We start from the raw sequence: 19,404 nt of genomic DNA, 5'->3' as shown, positions 1-19,404 counted from the left end.
TCCTTGAGTGGAGCCCCGCATGTGGCTTGACTGCGGCCTGCGTATACCCTGAGTGTGGCGTGTCGCAGCCTGGTGTTAGTTAGCCGCGTGAGCGAGACGGAAGTCTAAGCGGGTTTCCAGCTTCGCGTCGACCAGGACGAGTGTCGGCCAATCGCGCGTTGCCTACAATCAATCGTTTTTTCACGATTAGTAAGTTTTTCTTTAGAATCACCCGATGCCACTCACACGCGTCACCATCCGTCAGTTCGAAGCGTTTCTCGCCATCGTCGATTTGCACAGCATCGGCGCGGCGGCGGAACGGCTCGGACTGACCTCGTCGGCGGTCAGCCAGTTGCTGGCCGAACTGGAAACGGAACTGGGCTTTCGCCTCTTCGACCGGACGACGCGGCGCGTCAATCTGTCGAGCGCGGGGCAGGATTTTCTGTCGTCGGCCGAATCGGTGTTGCGCTATGTGCGCGCCGCCGCCCAATCCGCCGACGACATCCGTAATCGTGCCGCCGGCATCGTGCGAGTCGGCGCGCCGCTGGTGCTCGCGGCGACCGCGCTGCCGGCGGCCATCGCCGAATATGCGCGCGACAAACCGAAAGTGGTCGTGCGCATTTGCGACACCGTGGTCGAACAGTTGGTGGAGCGCGTGGAAAGCGGCGACGTGGATCTCGCGATCGGCCCGGATCGCCAAAGCGGCACGCGGGTGCGTTGCGATCCGGCCTTCGCGAGCCCATGGGTGATGTGGTGCGCGCCGACACATCCGTTGAACGCACGGCGCCGGGTACTGTGGCAGCATTTGCGCGACGTGCCTATCGTGGCCACCGGCCGCGATCACGAGCGCGCAGTCGAACAGATGCTGGCCGATCTGCCGGTGGATGCGCGCATCATTCCGGTGGACGTGGTGGACAACGTCACGACGGCGTTCGGCCTGGCTGCACAGGGGCTTGCCGTGACGCTCGCGCCCGCCTACGTCGCGCCGCTCGCGCGAACCTTCGGGCTGGTGATGAAGCGGATCGTCGATCCCGAAACGATCCGCGAAGTGTGCGTATATCGTTCGACCGAACGTGCGCTGTCGCCGCCGGCGGACGGATTCGCGGAATTCATCATGCCGTGGCTAAAGCGCTGGGATCGTGAGACGCAGGCCGATGCGCGGCTTAAGCGCGGGTGATTTTTTCGACGCGAACTCAATGCGCTTTGGCTGTTGTCGGCTGCCGGGATTCGTGAAAAGGCAGTCATTGACTTTAAAGGGATTTTTCAGGAAAAGTGGCACCCGCCGCCCAGCAGTTGCCCCGGGATGTGAAATATCCCTCTTGCTCTGCCGCATTAAATGAAAAATCCGGCAGGTCCTCGTTAGTGCAGCGTGATTCGAAGGTCAATCCGCTGCGCCAACGGGTTGCCATTTCGCTAGTAAGCGACGGGCAGAGACCGGCCAACAAGGGACATTCGGCGGCAGCATCAAAATTGACGACGATCCACGAATGACCAGCTCCCTTGGCGGCAGCGTGTTAGATTCAAACTGTCAAAACACGTTTGCTTGGCAGCGTAATATCTCGACACAAGAATTCGAACCCGTGACCGTCAGTGGATATCTATGGCAACAAGATTCGATGCTAAAAGGTTGCGTCCATTCAGCATTGCCGTAGGTTGCGGAGGGTTACTGACGATCGCGCAATGGTCGCTACCAGCCGTACCCATGCCACCCGCTAGACTGAGTGACATGTGCAATGTCGACGCGTCTGGAAATGTGGTGCCGAACCAGACGATAGTTGGCCACCTGTCTCAAATCGACGATTCGTATTTTGCGCAGGATGATCGCGGCAACACTGTGCTAGTGTCCAGATGCTTCAAGGGAGGTTGTGCACCTTTTTCCCGCAACCTCGTCCAGGGGCATACTGGTGAACCAGTACAAGCCGAATTTTGCGGTAAACATCCAGCTCGCTTACTGATTTCTGGTGTGGAGGTTTATCGGCTAACGCAGCAGGTAATTGACGAGAATATTGCCGGTATCCGGCACACTCAGTCGATGATGCGTCGCTTCGGGGCTATTTGGTTTGGTGCATGGCTACTATTTCAAGTCGGCATTGAATGGCTTGGACGGCGGAGAGCCGAAACAGGCGCCAAGAACGTATAACCTATGGTCTCAGCACGGTGCACACTTCGGCTAGCCTGCCAAATTGATCTGTTTGGCAACTGCAGTTGTCGTTTCGATTAGATTGAACGTCCGCTATCAGTAACCTTGAAGGTCCCCTGAGGGTCGCGTGCAGCCGATCGCCGGCTCGCGAGTTTCAGGCCGCGTATGCCGCTTGCGTGAGGCAGAGAGCGGCCATCACTGCTTCCGTTTCTAGGAGTGGCGCCGAAGTGAACTGCTGAACGCCAGGCGAGACCGCAAAGAGACGGGGTAGGAAACTGGTTGTACCGCGCCGGTAAAAGCGCGCATGTGGCATAGGTGCTGAGAGGCCTTTCCGCGTAGCAAAAACGGATGTCGCCGTTGAAGCCCGTCCGCAGCCAACCGTTACGTCAACTTCGCACCAGTTCAAATCGGCCTTGGTTGCCGTTTTTTCCGACACTTCAGGGTAGGCACCGTTTGCGAACATGTGCCAAATCATGACAATCTGAGGTCGTAAGCTGAGGAGACAGCTCTGCTGGTAGCAGAGCACCGACGCGAGGGATCTCGTCTTGAAACGAAGCCCAAGCTTTCAAAATGCAATTGACGCGGCGCGCCACATTACCGACCCCATCGCGCCATGGACAGATGTGCTTCAGTCGGCCGCGAAACTCGTAGGGGCAGACGCCGCAACGATTCTTATGTTTGGCTCGCCAAACGAGATGCTATTCATGGAGCAGACCGGCGTAGACAGCGCCGCCGAAAAGGAATATCGCGACTGTTTCTCTGCGTGTGACGCCCTTGCAGAAGCGACATTCGCCAAACCCAGCGAGCTATGGCTAGATTCGTCCCGGGAGAAATGTGCACCGGAGGTCCGAAACCATCCGTTCTATGCCGACTATCTGCCTCGACACCGAATGGCGCAAATCCTTTCGTTCACCATTCGAGACGAAGGAAACATTCGAACTGCAATGAGTTTCCAGCGAAGCACCGCCGTTCCGAACGCAATCGAAGGGGTTGCGTCGGGAGATGTGGGAGCTTACGTCAGGTTCCTCACGAATAGCCTCGCGAAGCGTGCACGTGCAATTACTGAAAACGCGGAAATCGTTGAGAGTGCACTACACAGTATCGGGGAAGCATCTTGCCTGGCAACCTCAGCCGGACGGCTGGTGCGATGTACGGAACATGCTCGAGTGCTTCTTGCATTGTGCGGTGTCCTGTCCACGGACCGTTACCATTTAGACTTGACGAGCACGCGATCGGGTTTGCTTCTGGGTAGCGCGATTAGTAGCCATCAGCGTAGCGGCACCGCCGTGCCGGTCGCCCTTGCTGCCGGCTGGGGGCAAGGAGTCCGTTTCGATATCGCGACTGCCCCGGCCACATTCCGACTGGCGGCCGAACTCGTACTATTCATACGAATGAAAAAGAGGAGTGTTTTCGAGTTTGCGAGCAGCAGTGAGCTCGCCGCGTTCTTTTCGCTAACCCCGGCGGAGGCGCAGGTTCTTGCTGCCATCATTGCAGGCCATGCCGCGGGAGACTATGCAGGCCAAGAAGGCATCTCCACTATCACTGCCAGAAATCAGCTCGCATCAGCCATGCGAAAGATGGGCTGCAACAAGCAGTCCGAGCTCGTACGCCTTGGCTCGATACTAAGGTAGGGACACCGGCACGCAGTCTTAAGCTAAGGCTCTGTGGCTATCTCAAGGCGCCAGGCACCAGATACTGACGGGTGCTCATACAAAGTCCATGGTGTATTCGCATCATGGCGCGAACGACCTCCCATTTCACATAATGACTCCGTCCGCATCCGCCGTTACGGCGACGGCGAACGAGTTCAGCCGTAAAAGCCTGGCTAATTGTTCGAGACGCTCGCAGTGTCTTACCTGCGTGAATACCCTCAAGACGGAGAGGAAAATGAAACGAGTGAATAGTCATTTTCTTGCGAGCGTGGTCACACAAACCTCGGCCGTGTTTGCGATTCTCTTCACACAGTGCGGCGGTGCGCAAGCGACCGTCTTATATACAGACAATGTTCCGACCGACGGGCTCAACGTAATTAACAGCGGCGCGTCCCAGACTCTCATCACCACCCTGCAGACTCCAGCGGGTGAAGGTATTGCAGTCTCGCCAGACGGCTCGGAGGTGGTAACCGTTGGAATCTCCGGAAATGCTGCGCCAATCTTGTCCGTCACTAATGGCAGTACGAGCGCATTGGTCAGCCAACTCAGTCTGACCTCGGCCGCTGTGTCTGGGCTCGTGTTATCTCCAGACGGAAAACGTGCCTTTGTGCTTCAGACATTTGACGACGGAACTAACCATATTATCGTGGTCGATTTGACGAGCAACACGCAGGTCAAGGACCAGCAGTTGTCGCTGATTGGCAATGCGATGGGTATGGCCATAACGTCTGATGGAACGAAGTTGTTCGTGCTTGATAATTCGGGCCCGACGCAGGTGCTCGACACCACGTCACTCGCGGTTCTTGCTTCGATTGCGCCGCCTGCCGGCGGCGTTTATCGCGTTGCGACGTCTCCGACTATGGGCAGTGCGTATGTCCTTGACGGCACAGGTGGCTTCGTTCAGGTCATCAATACTGCGACGTACGCAGTTCAAACCATCAGTTTGCCTGCGAGCGGAGCAAATAACGTCGCTGTCTCACCTAACGGCAAGACGTTGTATCTAACAAGCTCTGGCAGCTACTCGATGGTCGATACAACGTCCTTCGCGGTCACAAAAGTCGCCCTCCCAAACGGGTTGAATCAAGCAATACCCAACGCGCTCACTGTCGCGTTTACGCCAGATGGGAAGTCTGCCTATTTCCTCGCCTCCTACTTTCAGCCGAGGCAGCCAGTTACAGCGCAACTCCTGGTTGTTGATACAGCAACCAACGCGATTGAAACGACGATTTCGCTACCAGGTTACGCCAACTTTCTTGCGACCGCTTCCGGCATTCTTCCTGTAGCAACGACGCCATTCGCGAAATACACGCCTCAGTTGCTCGTTGCGCCGAAGTTGAACGCCTATTCAATGGCAGCGAGTTTCACACTCGGCACATCCAGTCAACCACTCAGCCCGACGACGCAGACACTCACGCTCACCGTTGGGGCGTTGACCGTCACAGTTCCAGCCGGCGCAATTGTTCAGCCTAGTCCGAAACTCGGGCTTTACACGTATGACGGCGTTATCAATGGCGAGAAGTTCGGCCTGGTGTTGACCGGACAGAAGAATGGACCATGGGGCATTGTCGCGGTGGGAAGCCACGCCTTCACAAGTTCGACCGCGCCCCTCCCCGTCAACCTGACGATTGGCACGAGCAGCGGAACGGCGACCATTCGGCCGGTCGTGGCGGCTCAGGTTATGAGCCTGAAGTAGCACTTTCGGCATCGTCTCGTCCGTAAGCAAAACGAAGATGTCCGTCGTCTTCCTGCGTCGCAGCCTTCGAAAGGCTGCGACGCACGACCACTCGCGTCAGGTCGGAAGCCGGCCAGTTTTGGGCTGTCGACAAAAAACCGCCGATGTGCAACGACCGGTCAATTTTTCTCACATCGTCGCGAGAATTTCTGGCTTGGGGAACGCTTTAACACCGAACTATGCTGGGGTATGGAAAAAACAGCGCGCCCGCGCTGTGTAGTGTGGGTCCAACCTAACTTCAGGGGAGACGACATGATCCAACCGATCGATGTTGGTGCGATCGCTGGTGGCACGCTTCGAGGCTATTCAAATCAGATTCTGACTAGCGTGAACGACCATGACGTTCATTTGAGCATCATGGACGGGCCATATTTCTGGCACCTGCATCCCGATTCGGACGAAACGTTCCTGGTCATCGAAGGCGCGCTCACCGTAGATTTCGACGATGGATCGATCGACCTCCTGTCCGGCCAGTTGCTCACTGTGCCTGCAGGTATGCGTCATCGCACGCGACCGCTCGGCGCACGCTCCGTTAATCTAACGGTTGAAAAGGCTAATGCGACCACCGTCGAGTGCGAAGCCCCCCCGAGTTGGCCAGAATCGTCCTGAGTGAAACTACGAAAACGGTCGCGTGCTGCGGATCGCAGTGGCGTGACGTACAGGCCTCGTATATCTAGTGCATGAGGCGGCCCTCGGCCAAAGCGAGCTTCGATGCTTCCGCCCAGATCGTCGCCAATCGTGAGGGAGTTCGTTTGCAAGTTTGCTCACCGGCCCCCGCTCCACTGGCTGTTCGCTATCCGCGCAGCTCAATCAGTTTCCTCGCGTGTCGCGTAGCATGCACCGCGCAATGCCGAACCACGCAGGCCTCAGATTGGGGACCCGGACCGATTAGGGGTAGCCCCGAAAATCGAAATTCAGCCTTGCGCACAACGCGCTTAATTATCAGCGACCGCTTTCCTAAACTTGATACCAGTTGCTATGGACTCGATCCCGCGCTGTCGGCGCACTGTATGTCGTATCGAAAAACACGAATGGATCGTTTCCGTCGAAATTCCAGTCAATCAAGGAGGAACGGGGCATGAACAAGGCAACCAGCACATTCATCGCGGCCGTCGCCGCACTCACGCTGTCGGGCGGCGCTTATGCACAGAGCAACAATACGCTGGCGACCCCGAGCACCGTGTCACCGGCCGCCGTGTCGCCAGCTAATGCAACGAGTGGCTACGGCACGCCTGGCGTCACCAACTCGGACAGCGGCATGGGCGCCGGGTCGCCGAACTCGGGCCTGCCGGATAGCACGAACAATAGCTCGACGTCCCTCACCCCCGCTCCCGGAAGTCACAATACGCTGGCGACCCCGAGCGTAGTGTCGCCGGCCGCCGGCCAATAACAGTTGTTAAAGATGACAGCCAGGCGCAAATAAGCGCAAACCGACTAAGCGCTTCAATCGCGTAAGGCGCAGTTGTCATTGTGACCGGCGCCACAGTTTCGCGACTAGCGAAGTCCCTCATTCGCCGCGCATCGTAAGAAAGGCCGCTGCCCTCACGGACAGCGGCCTTTTGTTTCTCCCTGACCGCTTCCTGGCAGCGGCTTGCGGCACACCGACTGGTTGCATGCCCATAGGGTGACCGAATAACAGCGACTGGCGACCTGCGGCCGACCTCGCCAATCAGACATCGGTCCTTGTTCGGCCAGCTTCTGGCTTTCAACAGCGACGAGTGCTGGCGCGACATGTTCGGGCGTAGATGGAGGATACTTGCGTAGCAGCAAGCCAATGCATTCAGCCGGGATTCTGCATATGAAGACTCTTTTTCTGGTGACGCTTTGCGCAGCGTTGCTCTCGTTTGGCGGCGCGGCGTACGCGCAAGTCGACCAATCGGAGCCGCAGGTTCTGATCAAGACCGCGACGCAGCAGATACTCAACGAGGTGCGCACCCGGGCGATCGAGCCGGACGATATTCCCCGCATCATGGATATCGTGAACCGCGACATTGTTCCTTACACCGATTTTCGCCACACCACGTCGCTCGCGATGGGCCGCCACTGGCGGACGGCAACACCGGCGCAGCAGCAGCAACTGGTCGAACAGTTCGAGATGCTCCTGATCCACACCTATTCGGGTGCTATCGGCCAGCTCCGTCCTGATCAACTGATCGATTACCCGCCGATACGCTTCGCTCCAACCGATACGGACGTGGTGGTGCGCACGATCGCAACCAGGAACGGCGAGCCAGCAGAGATCGACTACCGGTTGTACAACACGCCGCAAGGCTGGCGCTTGTATGACCTGAACGTGCTCGGCGTCTGGCTGATCCAAACATATCGGCAGCAGTTCAGCGACAAGATCCAGCAAAGCGGTGTGGACGGTCTGATCCGGTTTCTCGCTGAGCGCAACGAGCAGCTCGCTTCGGGCAAGCAGTAAGTGACCATTGAGTAAGATTGCGATGGACGTTTAGGGTAAGCTTTCGCAACCGTTTCCTCGGATGGTCGTCCGGGATGAGACACTCAGCCGATTTTTTCGAATGCGGCTTTGTACAGGGTTCGCTTCGGCTCTGCAAACACTCGCCGCACCATCGGTTCGAAGAACTCAAGCGGCAGCGTTTCCGCATCTGGATCGAAGGCCGCCGCGTCATATTTCTCGCAGAAATGCGCGGTACGTTTGAACAACTCCGGCACGTCGCGATACTTATCACGCAGATTGCGGTCCATGCCCATGTGCTGGAAGAAATAGTACCCCTGGAAAATCCCATGGTGCTTGACCATCCAGTGGTTTTCCGCGCTGACGAATGGCTCCAGCAGCACGGCTGCAACGTCGGCATGGTTGTAACTCCCCAGCGTATCGCCAATGTCGTGCAGCAGCGCGCAGACCACGTATTCCTCGTCCTGGCTGTCGCGATGCGCCAGCGTGGCAGTCTGCAAGCTATGCGTCAGACGATCGACAGGAAAGCCGCCAAAGTCGCCATTCAGCAAGCGCAGGTGGTCCAGCAGGCGGCTAGGCAGTCCTTTGGCGAACGGCCCAACCTCATTACCGATGATCGCCCAATCCTGCTCCGTACCATCGCGCATATGGCGGAATGCGGCGCACTGTTCATTGTGTTCCATGTGACGACTCCTTCTCTTTAAGTGGTGCTTCATTATCGGAAGGAGAGGGATATAAAATCCAATAAGTGGAAAGTCAAAATCCATAACCCCAAGGAATGGCATGATTGACGGCGACCTTGCATATTTCCTGACCATCGCGAGTACCGGTACGCTGGCACGCGCCGCCGAACAGCTGGGCATTTCTCAGCCGGCCGTGACCAAGGCCATACAGCGGCTGGAGCGCAAGGTGGGAGTAACGTTGGTCGAGCGCACCGCACGCGGCTCGGTATTGACCGAGGCGGGCAAGATATTTCAGACACGGGTATTGAGCGTGTCCATGCAGCTCGATAGTGCGCTTCAGGAAGCGCGCGATATTGGTGGCGGACACGCGGGCCTGCTACGCCTCGGTGCGACGCCGGCCACCACGAGTTTCGCGCTGCGCTCGCTGTTCCCAACGCTGCTGGTGGAGCGGCCGGCCGCACGCGTCAATGTGACGACAGCGTTTAGCGACACGCTTTTGGACGCCATCGACAAGCGTGAAGTGGAACTGGCTGTATGCCCGTTGCCTGAGACCTTGGACGCATCCATGGCCAAGGAGGTGCTGTATGACGATCACTACAGCTTGATGGTGAGCACCGGGCACCCTCTGGCCGAGCGGGAATCGGTCACGCTGGACGATCTGGTGGATTGCGCATGGGCCGCGTCCAGTCGACAGGAATTTGCACGTGTGCAGATCGAGCAAGCCTTTGCAAAACGGGGCTACCCGCGTATGCGCATCGTAGCGGAGGCCAATAGTTTGGCCGCGTTGATTCTTATCGTATCCACTACGCAGTTGGTCAGCTTTATCAACGCGCGCAGCTTCGACCCTGGCCCCCTACCGGTCGACGTTGCTGTGCGCCCGATCCAGCTCGACGGCCTGCTGCGTCAGGTCGGACTGATACGAAGGGCTGGCTACCTATCCCCGATCGCGCAACGCGCTCAGGAAATTTTGCGCAACGCAGCCCGGGAGTTGTAAGGCTAGCCGCCTCGCCTCGCCTCGCACCGCAACTGGAACTGGAACTGGAACTGGAACTGGAACTGGAATAGCTTTCACTTTCTGCGGCACCCGACAGCTGTTCTTCGGCTGTTCTTCGGCTGTTCTTCGGACGCCTTGCAGTTAATCCGCAGCCGCAACTTCGGCGCGCCGGATCAGGACCGCTCGGGCAGCAGACATAACGCGAACAATTGGCGCTGGGTAGAGATCCCCAGCCGCGCATAAGCGCGCTTCTGATACGTAATCACGCTGGTGGCCTTGATCCCCATTTGCTCGGCGATCTCGGCGGCGCTTGCGCCTTCGAGCGTGCCGCGCAGCACGTCGATCTCGCGCGGCGTAAGCGCCGGACAGGCACGTCTGACGCGTGCCAGCATCGCGGCTGCCGTACCTTGCTGATGCTGCCCATTGAGCGCGTAATGGCCTTTCGCCGCGTGTGCGAATAGATGCGCGACGCTTTCCACATGCTCCAGTTCGCCTGGCTGAAACATGCCGTACGCGCTGTCACGATACAGATTGATCGACAGCCAGACGCTTTCCATCGGTTGCAGGAGCAACGATAGCCGGTCGGACACGTTGGGCTGCGCGTAGCAGGCCGCGCGATAGGCTTCGTTTTCGATTTCTTCGCTTTGCTGCTGATGCAGCACTAACGCCTCGTGCGCCTGTTTCGCTTGCGGGCGGCCGACGATGGCGCGGTTGCCGTCGAGCGCATAAAAGTGCGTAGCGTAGCGGTCGGCGACATCGCGGAGAAAGCGTCCGCCGCGGTGGTCGGCGGCGGAGACGGTGCGCGGCCTCGCGTCGAATTCGTAGGCGAAGATCGTGCACTGTGAAACGGGAAGCGTGTCGCCGACGGTTTTCAGAATGCTTGCAGCGAGCGCGTCCGGGTCGGCATGCGAGATCGACATGACGAGGTCGGTAACTCGCGAAGTATTGATGTGCCCGCTGCGGGGCGGCGTGGATACGCGCCAGGAACGCATGATAAGCGAGGTCGGAGTGCTTGGATTTCGGTCCGGCAAGCGTAGCACAACGGAGGTTGAACCCGCCGCTGCGCTGCTTTGACGGCGCTGCAGTTCGCTTGGCGTCGCCAGAGTCCACGCGAACCCTGCTGCAGACGAAAAGACCTACAGCGTCCCCAATTTGACCGCAAGAAAATCGACCAACAGCCGAGTCCTCTGTGGCAACCGCCGCGTCCTCGTCCACATCGCATGCAACGGCAAAGGCGTGAGCTGGAAATCCGCCAGCAAAACCTCAACCCGTCCTGCCTCGACCCATTCCTGAATCTGCCAGAAGGCAGCAACTCCGATCCCCATCCCGCCCAGCACACCCGCATTGACGGCAGCCACCTGATTGCTGTCAAAGCGCCCTGCCACGTTCACCGCAACCTCGTTTCCGTCGGAAGACGTAAACACCCACCGCCCAGGATGCGGCACCCCCGTTCGAACGACACATTCATGTCTCGCCAGATCCCGCGGATGCGACGGTCTGCCGTGCTCGGCAAGATAATCCGGCGCCGCGAACACCACCCGCCGAAGCGTGCCGATCCGTCGCGCCACCAGCCGTGAATCAGGCGTTTCGCCAATGCGGATCGTCACATCCGCGCCGGTCTCCGTCGGATCGCGATACTCGTCGCTCAAATCGAGCGACAACGCCAGTTGCGGATGACGCTGCAAAAACTCCGCGGCGAGCGGCGCGACGAATTTCGGTCCGAACAGCGTTGGCGCATTGATACGCAAACGCCCGGTGAGCCTGTGCAATTCTTCAGCGAGTTCGGTGCGCGCCAGTTCCAGTTCGGTCAGCGCGCCTTTGACGCGCTCGTAAAAGCGCATGCCGGCTTCGCTCGGCTGCGACGTACGCGTGGTTCGCACGATCAAGGTCGATCCGTGCGACCGCTCAAGCACCTGAAGCGACCGGCTGACGGCCTGCAACGACCGGCCAAGCCGGCGCGCGGCACTCGTCAGACTGCCTTCCTCGACAATCGCCACCAAGGTTTCCAGATCGCGCAATGCATCCATCGGCGATTCTCCCGTTTTTTGTGAGAATGTATCCAATTTCGTGCGAATTGTGTTTGTCTGACGTGAGAGTAGCATCGATTCAACTTCACTTAACGGCTAGTCAGACAATGGACTCTCCCACGATTCAATGCCCGACGGCAGCCCAAACGGCTACGCCGCCGGCACAAAGCGTTCCGACCGCCCGCTTCGCCGCGATGGTCGCGGTCGCCGTACTGCCCCTGTATGCGTCGCAAACGTTGATCGGCCCGCTCAACGTCTCGCTGCATCTCGGTGCATGGACCACGCTCGTCACCGCTTTGACGTTGCTCGGTTATGCGGTCGGCCTCGTCGGGCTCGTCCCGCTGATCGACCGCCTGCCCAATCGGCCCTTGATTGCAGCGACGTTGTTCGCGCAGATCGCATGTCTCGCGCTGGCCGCCATGGCGCCGTTCGCGCCAGTGTTTCTGGCGGCATCGTTCGCCGTCGGCGTGACGTCGAGCGTTGTGCAGATGCTGGTGCCCGCGGCGGCGTCGCTCGCGCCGCCGGCTTCGCGTGGCAAAGTCGTCGGCAACGTGATGAGCGGTCTGATGCTCGGTATTCTGTTATCGCGACCGCTGGCGAGTGTGATCGGCGGCGCGCTCGGCTGGCGTGCGTTTTACGCCGCAGATGCCCTGCTGCTCGCCGCTGTCACGCTCGCCGTGGTGCCGCGTTTGCCGGATAGCCGCCCTGTCGGCGCGCCGCCCTATGCCGCGTTATTGGCATCGATGGCCAGATTGCTCGCGCACGAACCGGTGCTGCGCCGCCGGGCCCTGTATCAAGGCCTGCTCATGGCCGGCTTCAATGCGTTCTGGAGCAGCGTCGCGATTGTCCTGACGCGCGCGCCGCTCGGTCTGAACAGCACTTCCGTCGCGCTGTTCGCGCTTGCCGGCGGCGGCAGCGTGTTCATCGCACCGTTGGCCGGCCGAGCCGGCGATAGAGGCTGGTCGAAGCCCGCCACCCTGCTCGCTCATACGGTCAACATCGCGGCCGCCCTGATGGCAGCATTGGCGTTGAGCTCGGGTGTGTCGCGCGTCGCATCGATCGCCATGCTTGCCGTAGCTGCCTTCTTTCTCGACGGTGGCGTGATTGCCGATCAGGCACTCGGCCGGCGCGCGATCAATCTGCTCGCGCCCGAATCGCGTGGCCGCGTGAACGGCCTCTATACAGGGCTCTTTTTCGTCGGCAGCGCGATAGGCGCCACCATCGCCGGGCCCGTGCTCGCGCGTTGGGGCTGGCCAGGGGTGTGTATTGCTGCGTTGGTTTTTTTCGCTGCTGCAGCAGGGCTACATCTGCGCGACAGTTCGCGCGGGCGCGGCGCATGATCGATCTTACGAACGACTGAAGGAGCATGTTCATGACATCCACACGCACCGGGATGCGCTATCGCAGCATCGAGATCGACGGCCTCGACATTTTCTACCCCGGGCGGTGACCTGGTTGCCTGCGCAACGACCGCGGAAGACACCCACTATCGCCCGGTAAAGGACCCACGCACCAACGTCACCATCCTCGGCAATTCAATAGTAAAAATGGTCCCATTAGCCTCGTCAGAGCTGACATTGACGTTCCCCCCATGCATCCGTGCAATCTCCTGCACGATATGCAACCCCAGTCCCAATCCTTCCCGCGACCGCGCACCACCGCTATGCGGCCCAAAAGCCTTGAACAGATGCGGAAACACCTCTCCTGGAATCGTCCCGCGATTAGCGACCTTCAACTGAACTGACTCGACAGACTCGCCGTCCACCTCGACACGGATCTCCGCGCCCTGCGCGCCGTGATGCAACGCATTGCTCACCAGATTCGACACCGCCTGCCAGATCAGATCCGTATCCCATGCGCCCGCGGTATTCCCCCGGCTGGCAAACACAATGCGCTTGCCGTTCTCCCGCGAAGCGAACTCATCGATCACCGATTTGCACAAGTTCGCCAATTCGATCGAGCGCGGCTGCAACGGCAAACGCCCACCTTGCAAGCGAGCAAGGTTGAGCAACTGATCGACCATTCTTGCCATGCGCAGCGAACTATTTTTTACACGCGTCGCTACCGTCGCCGATTGCTCATCGGCCGCTGTACGCAACAGATATTCTGCCGACGCCAGCACCGCGCCGAGCGGCGTGCGCAAATCGTGACTCAGCACCGCCATCAGCATTTCGTTGGCTTCGAGCATCTGCCGCGTCGTCACGAGTTGTGCCGCAAGCTGGCGTTTCTGCTGCTCGAGTTGCACGAACACATCGACCTTCGATTGCAGAATCCGCGGGTCGAAAGGCTTATAAAGGAAATCGACCGCACCGGCCTCGTAGCCGCGAAACGTGCGCGATGCATCCTGCGCGGTAGCGGTCAGAAAGATGATCGGCACATGTGACGTGCGTGGGCTGCCGCGCATCAAGGCAGCCAGTTCGAAGCCGTTCATGCCCGGCATGTTGACGTCGAGAATCGCTAGCGCCACTTCGTGCTTGAGCAGCAAATCGAGCGCCGCCGTACCCGAGTCCGCCACCAGCACGGCAAGGTCCGGCCGCGCCAGCAAGGCTTCGAGCGCGGTAATGTTGTGGGCGATGTCGTCGACGATCAGGATCTTCACGGGTGAGTGCGTCATGGCATCGGGTCAGAAAGCGCCCGGCAATGCTGCAAGCCGCCGGGCCATGGTTTCGGGAGAGTAAATGTGATCGGCCGCGCTGCGCTCAATCGCGGCGCGCGGCATTTCTGGAGAACTGGCGCTGTCGGGCACCTGCACCCACGTGGCACCGCCTCGCGCCTGCACATGCTTAAGGCCTTCTGCGCCGTCGTCGTTGGCACCGGAGAGCAGAATGGCCAGCAAACGCTCGCCATATACCGGGGCCGCGGACTCGAACAGCACGTCGATCGACGGTCGCGAAAAGCGCACGGCGGCGTCGGTAGAAAGCGCGACAGTGCGGTCTACTTCCACCAGCATGTGATAGCCGGGCGGCGCAACATGGATGCGGCCCGGCATGATCGGCTCGCCCGCGTCGGGTTCGAGCACGGGCAACACGCAGCGATGCGCAAACGCATGCACCAGATAGCTCGGCGAATCAGGCGGCAGGTGCATGACGATCATCACCGCCGGCGCAAAGCTCGCGGGCAGTGCGCCGAGCAGCACGTTCAATACTTCGATGCCACCGGCCGAAGCGCCGATCACCACGAGCTCGAAGCCGCGTGCTTCGGCAGCACCCGGCTGGGGTTCGACGGCTGGCTTGGCGATTGAGCGAGACATGATGACTGTGCTAGCGCTTCTGGTAGATGCGTTCGCTCGGACGGAACTCGTCGAACGCTTCGTAGTGGCGGGAAAAACGCAAGCTTTCCTTGCTGCCCAAACCGAGAAAACCGCGCCGCACCAGCGCGTTTTCAAACAGACCCAGCGCGCGATCCTGCAAGCCGCGATCGAAATAGATCAGCACGTTGCGGCACGACACCAGGTGCGCCTCGAGAAAGACTTCGTCGGTGGACAGGCTGTGGTCGGCGAAGACGACGCGGTCCTTCAGCGAACCGGCGAAGCGCGCGCCGCCATACGCCGCGTGATAGTAATCCGACAGCGACCGCTTACCACCAGCCGCGAGGTAATTCTGCGTGAAGCCCTGAATCCGGTCGAGCGCGTAGATGCCGGACTCGGCGCGCGCCAAGGCATCAGGGTTGATGTCGGTCGCGTAAAACAGCGTGCGCTCGGTCAAACCCTCTTCATCGAAGAGGATTTTCAGCGACCACAATTCCTCGCCGGTGCTGCATCCCGCCACCCACACCTTGATCGACGGATAGGTGCGCAGACGCGGCAGCACATGTTCGCGCAGCGCGAGGAAATACGACGGATCCCGGAACATGTCGCTGACCTGCACCGTCAGGTACTGGAACAGCCGCGAAAACTCGTCGCCGTTACGCATGATGCGGTCCTGCAACTGCGACAGCGTCCTCAGCCCGAACTCCTCGAGCGCCTGCGACAGGCGGCGCCGCAGCGATGACATCGCGTAGTGCCGGAAATCGTGCTGGTATTTGAGGTAAATCGCCTCCAGCAGCAGTTTCAACTCGATGTCGAAATCGCTGATGCGTTGCGGCGCGTCAAACTCGGAATGGCTCATCGTGTTCCCGTACCCCAACTACCGTTGCCGCAGCCACACGCGGCACAGTGAAACCAGTTTGTCCACGTCGATCGGCTTGGAGACGTAATCGTCGGCGCCGGCTTCGAGGCAGCGGGTGCGGTCGTTCGCCATCGCCTTGGCGGTCAGCGCAATGATCGGCAGATGCGCAAAACGCTGATTGCGGCGGATCTCGCCCATCGCCGTCAAACCGTCCATCTCCGGCATCATGATATCCATCAGGATCAGATGCACCTCGGGGCCGTTTTCCAGCGCGTCTAGCGCTTCGCGTCCGTTGCGCGCAATCTGCAGTTTCGCACCGAGCGGCTCCAGTACGTGCGAGAGCGCAAAAATATTGCGCACGTCGTCTTCGGCCAGCAGGATGGTGCGGCCCTCGAAGGCATTGTCGCGCTGCCGCACGGTGCGCAGCATGCGCTGCTGCTCAGGCGCCAGCGACGACTCCACACTGTGAAGGAACAGCGTGACTTCATCGAGCAGCCGCTCGGGCGACTTCGCCCCTTTGATGATGATCGATTTCGAATAGCGGCGCAGGCGGTGCTCTTCTTCGTCCGACAGCATGCGGCCCGTGTAGACGATCACCGGCAGCGCGGCGTGCGCGGTGTTCGCGGCAAGCCGCTCGAGCAGATCGTAGCCGGTGCCGTCGGGCAGCGCGAGGTCGGTTACCACGCAATCGAAGGTGAACTTCGACAGATATTCGAGCGCCTCCGCCAAGGTTGCAACCGCAACGATCTCAGTGTTGTCGCTTTGCAGCAGCGCGCGGATGCTTTCGCGCATCGGCGCGTCGTCCTCGATGACCAACACGCGTTTGAGGCGCTGTTGCAGACGCGCTTCGAGACGGCGGATCGCGGCTTCCATCGTGCTGCGCGCGGTCGGCTTGAGCGTATAGCCGATGGCGCCCAGGTGCAGTGCCTTGTCGGCGTGGTCGGTGGCCGACACAATATGAATCGGGATGTGACGCGTGAGCGGATCGTTCTTCAGCCACTCCAGCACGGTCAAGCCGGACCGGTCCGGCAAGCCGACGTCGAGCAGTACCGCAGCCGGGCGCATGTCGCGCACCAGCGCGAGGCCGCTGGCGGCGCTGCTGGCGTGGACGAAATCGAAATCGAGCTCGTGCGTCAGCTCGCGCAGGATTTCGGCGAAGGCAAGATCGTCTTCCAGGGCCACGATCAGCCGGCCGGCACGCGTGCGGTTGTCGCGGTCGTCGGCAATCGGGCCGCTGGTGGCTTCGGACGCATTGCCCTCGGACAGGCCGTTGGCGGCCGTTATGACGGCCGGCTGGGAACTGCTCAGCGGTGGCCGGATCAGCGTCGGCTCCGGCGCCGTCGGGACCGACGCCGCTGCGGCAACGGGCGCCTGAATCTGCGCAAACGCCGATGGCGGCATTTGCGCGTTCTGACCGCCCGCCTGTGCCGCCTCGGCGTCGAGCGGCAACCAGAGTGTGAACACGCTGCCCTTGCCCACCTCGCTCGTTACCGTAATCCGGCCGCCAAGCAGACGGGAAAACTCGCGTGAAATGGATAGGCCCAAACCGCTGCCACCGTATTGGCGGCTGGTGGAACCGTCGGCTTGCTGGAATGCTTCAAAAATCATTTCCAGCTTGTCTGCGGCAATGCCGATGCCGGAATCGCGTACATCGAACCGCAGCATATTGCCTTCAGCCGGCGCGACCGACAGTGCCACTTCGCCATGTTCGGTGAACTTGACGGCGTTCGACAGCAGATTGCGCAGGATCTGCGTGACCCGCTGGCCGTCGGTGATGAAGGTGTCGGGCGTGCCCGGCAGACGGTCGAAGGCGAGGCTCAAATGCCTGGCGGCGGCCATTGGCTTGAACATTTCCTGCAGCGACTGCAGGGTCGCGTCGACCGATACCGTTTCTAGCTCGACCGTTACCTGCCCGGCCTCGACTTTCGACAAATCGAGGATGTCGTTGATCAGCACCAGCAAATCGCTATTCGACGCGTGAATCGTCTCGGCATAGCGCACCTGCTCTTCGCTGAGATTGCCGGTGCGGTTCTGCTGCAACAGCTTCGCGAGAATCAGCGAACTGTTCAGCGGGGTACGCAATTCGTGCGACATGTTCGCGAGGAACTCGGACTTGTAGCGGCTCGACTGCTCGAGGCGTGCCGCGTTAGCAGCGAGTTCGTCCTGCGCGCGCAACAGGTCCGACTTCTGCCGCTCGAGACGCTGCGCATATTCCTCGAGCTGTACGTTGGTCTGCTCCAGTTCAGCCTGCTGGGCTTCGAGGCGCCGTTGCGACTCCATCAGCGCGCGGCCGCGTTCTTCCAGGCCTTCGTTGGAGACGCGCAGTTCTTCCTGCTGAACCTGCAGCTCTTCGTTCAACTGTTGCGTTTCGGCAAGCGCGTCCTGCAGACGTTCGCGATACAGCGCCGCTTCGACGAAGTCGCCCATGCTGTTGCCGATCAGTTCCATGAACTCCTGATCGCGCGCCGTCAGTTGGCGGATAAAGCCCAGTTCGACGACACCGTTGACCTGCCCGTCGTTTTCGATCGGCATGATCAGCAGATTCTTCGGCGCGCTTTTGCCAGTGGCGGAAACCACTTGCACGTAGTTGTCCGGCACGTCGCGCAGGATTAGCGTGCGGCGTGCGACGGCCGCCTGGCCGATCAGCGTTTCCGATTCTTCGAAATTGCGCGCGGCAGCCTGCTCGCTTTCGCGGCTGAAACCATAGGCGGCGATGCGGCGCAACGTACCGTGCTGTTTATCGCGTACGTAGAGCGCGCCGACGGCGGCATCGAGATATTGCGCGAGGAAGTCAAGCATCGCGCGGCCGACCAGTTGCGGGGTCGCCTGGTCGACGACCTTTTCAGCAAGCAGGCGCTGGCCGGAGCGCAACCACACTTGCTCCTGCAAGGTGTCGGTCTGTTCGGCCTGCTTGCGCAACACGCCGTCGTAGGTAGACGACAGGCTCATCAGTTCGCGGCGCCCCACCCATGCAAGCAGGCCGCTCACGCTCAGGCTGAAGAGCAGGAATACGCCGACCAACGTGGTGGTGACGCGGCGCGTCGCCTCCACACGCTCCTGGCGCAGGCGCAATTCGGCATCGAGAAAATCGCCGAATTCGCGGCGCGTTTCGTCGAATTCGATCTTGCCGCGACCGCTCGCCACCGCGCTTTCGAAATCCTGATTCCTGCGGCGCGCGTCGATCATGCCCTCGGCGAAGCCGCTCCAGCGCTGCTGGATCGCTTCGATCTGCTTGAGTTTTTCGACCTGCGGGGGATTATCGGAGACCAGTTCCTGCAGTGCTTCGATCTGCGCTTTGAACTTCGGGCCACCGGTTTCATACGGCGTGAGGAAGCTTTCGTCACCCGTGATCAGGAAGCCGCGCATCGACGATTCGCGATCGACCGCGAGACGCAGCATTTCATTGGCCTGACCGATAACACGCTCGGAATGCTCCGCCCAGTTCATTGTCGACACCAGATACGCGATCAATGCGACGAACACGGCCATCGTCACCAGGCCGACGCCTAAAGGCAGGGCGATGTTGCGGCGGATTATGCTGCGAAAACGGTTCTGATCGACGGCCTGAGGTGCGGTCATTTTTTCTGTCTTCGGCTTGGGGAATCGAGGCGGTTTGGAATTTTTTTCGCTTTTTTTAATCGCTTTTTCTGTCGCCGCGCGACTGGCGTAATC

16 protein-coding genes are annotated in these 19,404 nt (G+C 60.1%); 9 read left to right on the top strand and 7 right to left on the bottom strand.

Annotation, left to right across the window (positions count from 1 at the left end):
* The first annotated feature begins 214 nt into the window (after positions 1–214).
* From HHL24_RS36840 to HHL24_RS36810, 7 genes are all read left to right on the top strand, one after another.
* Positions 215–1,156 (top strand): LysR family transcriptional regulator, encoded by a 942-nt coding sequence (locus HHL24_RS36840; RefSeq protein ID WP_169490178.1) that lies wholly within the window; start codon positions 215–217, stop codon positions 1,154–1,156.
* Positions 1,157–1,705: 549 nt separating this feature from the next.
* Entirely contained in the window at positions 1,706–2,119 is a 414-nt protein-coding gene (locus tag HHL24_RS36835; protein ID WP_169490177.1) for a hypothetical protein, read from the top strand.
* A gap of 545 nt (positions 2,120–2,664) precedes the next feature.
* Positions 2,665–3,750, top strand: a complete 1,086-nt coding sequence (locus HHL24_RS36830) for a helix-turn-helix transcriptional regulator (RefSeq protein ID WP_169490176.1) — start codon at positions 2,665–2,667, stop codon at positions 3,748–3,750.
* Between the two features lie 256 nt (positions 3,751–4,006).
* Complete coding sequence (locus HHL24_RS36825; protein WP_169490175.1) at positions 4,007–5,464, top strand: YncE family protein; 1,458 nt, start codon at positions 4,007–4,009, stop codon at positions 5,462–5,464.
* Positions 5,465–5,755: 291 nt separating this feature from the next.
* Positions 5,756–6,112 (top strand): cupin domain-containing protein, encoded by a 357-nt coding sequence (locus HHL24_RS36820; RefSeq protein ID WP_169490174.1) that lies wholly within the window; start codon positions 5,756–5,758, stop codon positions 6,110–6,112.
* A gap of 469 nt (positions 6,113–6,581) precedes the next feature.
* The gene (locus HHL24_RS36815; RefSeq protein WP_169490173.1) at positions 6,582–6,893 is read left to right on the top strand and encodes a hypothetical protein; all 312 of its coding nucleotides are present in this window, start codon (positions 6,582–6,584) and stop codon (positions 6,891–6,893) included.
* A gap of 408 nt (positions 6,894–7,301) precedes the next feature.
* The gene (locus HHL24_RS36810) at positions 7,302–7,925 is read left to right on the top strand and encodes an MlaC/ttg2D family ABC transporter substrate-binding protein (RefSeq protein WP_169490172.1); all 624 of its coding nucleotides are present in this window, start codon (positions 7,302–7,304) and stop codon (positions 7,923–7,925) included.
* Between the two features lie 83 nt (positions 7,926–8,008).
* Here HHL24_RS36810 and HHL24_RS36805 read toward each other — a convergent pair whose 3' ends face one another.
* Positions 8,009–8,605 carry an HD domain-containing protein gene (locus HHL24_RS36805; protein WP_169490171.1) on the bottom strand — a complete coding sequence of 199 codons (597 nt, stop codon included), beginning with the start codon at positions 8,603–8,605 and terminating at the stop codon, positions 8,009–8,011.
* Positions 8,606–8,705: 100 nt separating this feature from the next.
* Here HHL24_RS36805 and HHL24_RS36800 point away from each other — a divergent pair, with 100 nt between their 5' ends.
* On the top strand, positions 8,706–9,599 hold the full coding sequence (locus HHL24_RS36800) for a LysR family transcriptional regulator (protein WP_169490170.1): 894 nt from the start codon (positions 8,706–8,708) through the stop codon (positions 9,597–9,599).
* Positions 9,600–9,772: 173 nt separating this feature from the next.
* On the opposite strand, the gene HHL24_RS36795 is transcribed toward HHL24_RS36800, so the two are convergent.
* Positions 9,773–10,591, bottom strand: coding sequence for a helix-turn-helix transcriptional regulator (locus HHL24_RS36795; protein WP_169490169.1), 819 nt, complete (start codon positions 10,589–10,591; stop codon positions 9,773–9,775).
* A gap of 144 nt (positions 10,592–10,735) precedes the next feature.
* Positions 10,736–11,626, bottom strand: coding sequence for a LysR family transcriptional regulator (locus tag HHL24_RS36790; RefSeq protein WP_169490168.1), 891 nt, complete (start codon positions 11,624–11,626; stop codon positions 10,736–10,738).
* Between the two features lie 107 nt (positions 11,627–11,733).
* Between HHL24_RS36790 and HHL24_RS36785 the strand changes: the two genes are divergently transcribed.
* Positions 11,734–12,966, top strand: coding sequence for an MFS transporter (locus HHL24_RS36785; protein WP_169490167.1), 1,233 nt, complete (start codon positions 11,734–11,736; stop codon positions 12,964–12,966).
* 146 nt (positions 12,967–13,112) lie between these two features.
* Here the strand turns inward: HHL24_RS36785 and HHL24_RS36780 are convergent, their stop codons facing one another.
* Genes HHL24_RS36780 through HHL24_RS36765 form a run of 4 tightly spaced genes read right to left on the bottom strand, consistent with a single transcriptional unit; the run spans position 13,113 to position 19,311 of the window.
* Positions 13,113–14,240 carry a hybrid sensor histidine kinase/response regulator gene (locus HHL24_RS36780; RefSeq protein ID WP_169490166.1) on the bottom strand — a complete coding sequence of 376 codons (1,128 nt, stop codon included), beginning with the start codon at positions 14,238–14,240 and terminating at the stop codon, positions 13,113–13,115.
* Between the two features lie 9 nt (positions 14,241–14,249).
* Complete coding sequence (locus HHL24_RS36775; RefSeq protein ID WP_169490165.1) at positions 14,250–14,876, bottom strand: chemotaxis protein CheB; 627 nt, start codon at positions 14,874–14,876, stop codon at positions 14,250–14,252.
* A gap of 10 nt (positions 14,877–14,886) precedes the next feature.
* On the bottom strand, positions 14,887–15,732 hold the full coding sequence (locus HHL24_RS36770; RefSeq protein WP_169490164.1) for a CheR family methyltransferase: 846 nt from the start codon (positions 15,730–15,732) through the stop codon (positions 14,887–14,889).
* An 18-nt stretch (positions 15,733–15,750) separates the two neighbouring features.
* A complete protein-coding gene (locus tag HHL24_RS36765; protein WP_169490163.1) occupies positions 15,751–19,311 on the bottom strand; it encodes a response regulator in 3,561 nt (1,186 codons plus the stop codon).
* Positions 19,312–19,404 lie beyond the last annotated feature (93 nt).

It is taken from the genome of Paraburkholderia polaris (assembly GCF_012927345.1).
In the GTDB taxonomy this organism is placed as follows: Bacteria; Pseudomonadota; Gammaproteobacteria; order Burkholderiales; family Burkholderiaceae; genus Paraburkholderia; species Paraburkholderia polaris.
The sequence above is the reverse complement of the archived record's forward strand: the minus strand, read 5'-3'. Positions and strand labels throughout refer to the sequence as shown.

What these genes read in the sequence shown, in the direction of transcription:
- HHL24_RS36790 (WP_169490168.1), bottom strand. Translation starts at nt 11,626, where the DNA reads ATGGATGCATTGCGCGATCTGGAAACCTTGGTGGCGATTGTCGAGGAA.
- HHL24_RS36780 (WP_169490166.1), bottom strand. Translation starts at nt 14,240, where the DNA reads ATGACGCACTCACCCGTGAAGATCCTGATCGTCGACGACATCGCCCAC.
- HHL24_RS36775 (WP_169490165.1), bottom strand. Translation starts at nt 14,876, where the DNA reads ATGTCTCGCTCAATCGCCAAGCCAGCCGTCGAACCCCAGCCGGGTGCT.
- HHL24_RS36820 (WP_169490174.1), top strand. Translation starts at nt 5,756, where the DNA reads ATGATCCAACCGATCGATGTTGGTGCGATCGCTGGTGGCACGCTTCGA.
- HHL24_RS36770 (WP_169490164.1), bottom strand. Translation starts at nt 15,732, where the DNA reads ATGAGCCATTCCGAGTTTGACGCGCCGCAACGCATCAGCGATTTCGAC.
- HHL24_RS36825 (WP_169490175.1), top strand. Translation starts at nt 4,007, where the DNA reads ATGAAACGAGTGAATAGTCATTTTCTTGCGAGCGTGGTCACACAAACC.
- HHL24_RS36815 (WP_169490173.1), top strand. Translation starts at nt 6,582, where the DNA reads ATGAACAAGGCAACCAGCACATTCATCGCGGCCGTCGCCGCACTCACG.
- HHL24_RS36840 (WP_169490178.1), top strand. Translation starts at nt 215, where the DNA reads ATGCCACTCACACGCGTCACCATCCGTCAGTTCGAAGCGTTTCTCGCC.
- HHL24_RS36835 (WP_169490177.1), top strand. Translation starts at nt 1,706, where the DNA reads ATGTGCAATGTCGACGCGTCTGGAAATGTGGTGCCGAACCAGACGATA.
- HHL24_RS36765 (WP_169490163.1), bottom strand. Translation starts at nt 19,311, where the DNA reads ATGACCGCACCTCAGGCCGTCGATCAGAACCGTTTTCGCAGCATAATC.
- HHL24_RS36795 (WP_169490169.1), bottom strand. Translation starts at nt 10,591, where the DNA reads ATGCGTTCCTGGCGCGTATCCACGCCGCCCCGCAGCGGGCACATCAAT.
- HHL24_RS36785 (WP_169490167.1), top strand. Translation starts at nt 11,734, where the DNA reads ATGGACTCTCCCACGATTCAATGCCCGACGGCAGCCCAAACGGCTACG.
- HHL24_RS36805 (WP_169490171.1), bottom strand. Translation starts at nt 8,605, where the DNA reads ATGGAACACAATGAACAGTGCGCCGCATTCCGCCATATGCGCGATGGT.
- HHL24_RS36810 (WP_169490172.1), top strand. Translation starts at nt 7,302, where the DNA reads ATGAAGACTCTTTTTCTGGTGACGCTTTGCGCAGCGTTGCTCTCGTTT.
- HHL24_RS36800 (WP_169490170.1), top strand. Translation starts at nt 8,706, where the DNA reads ATGATTGACGGCGACCTTGCATATTTCCTGACCATCGCGAGTACCGGT.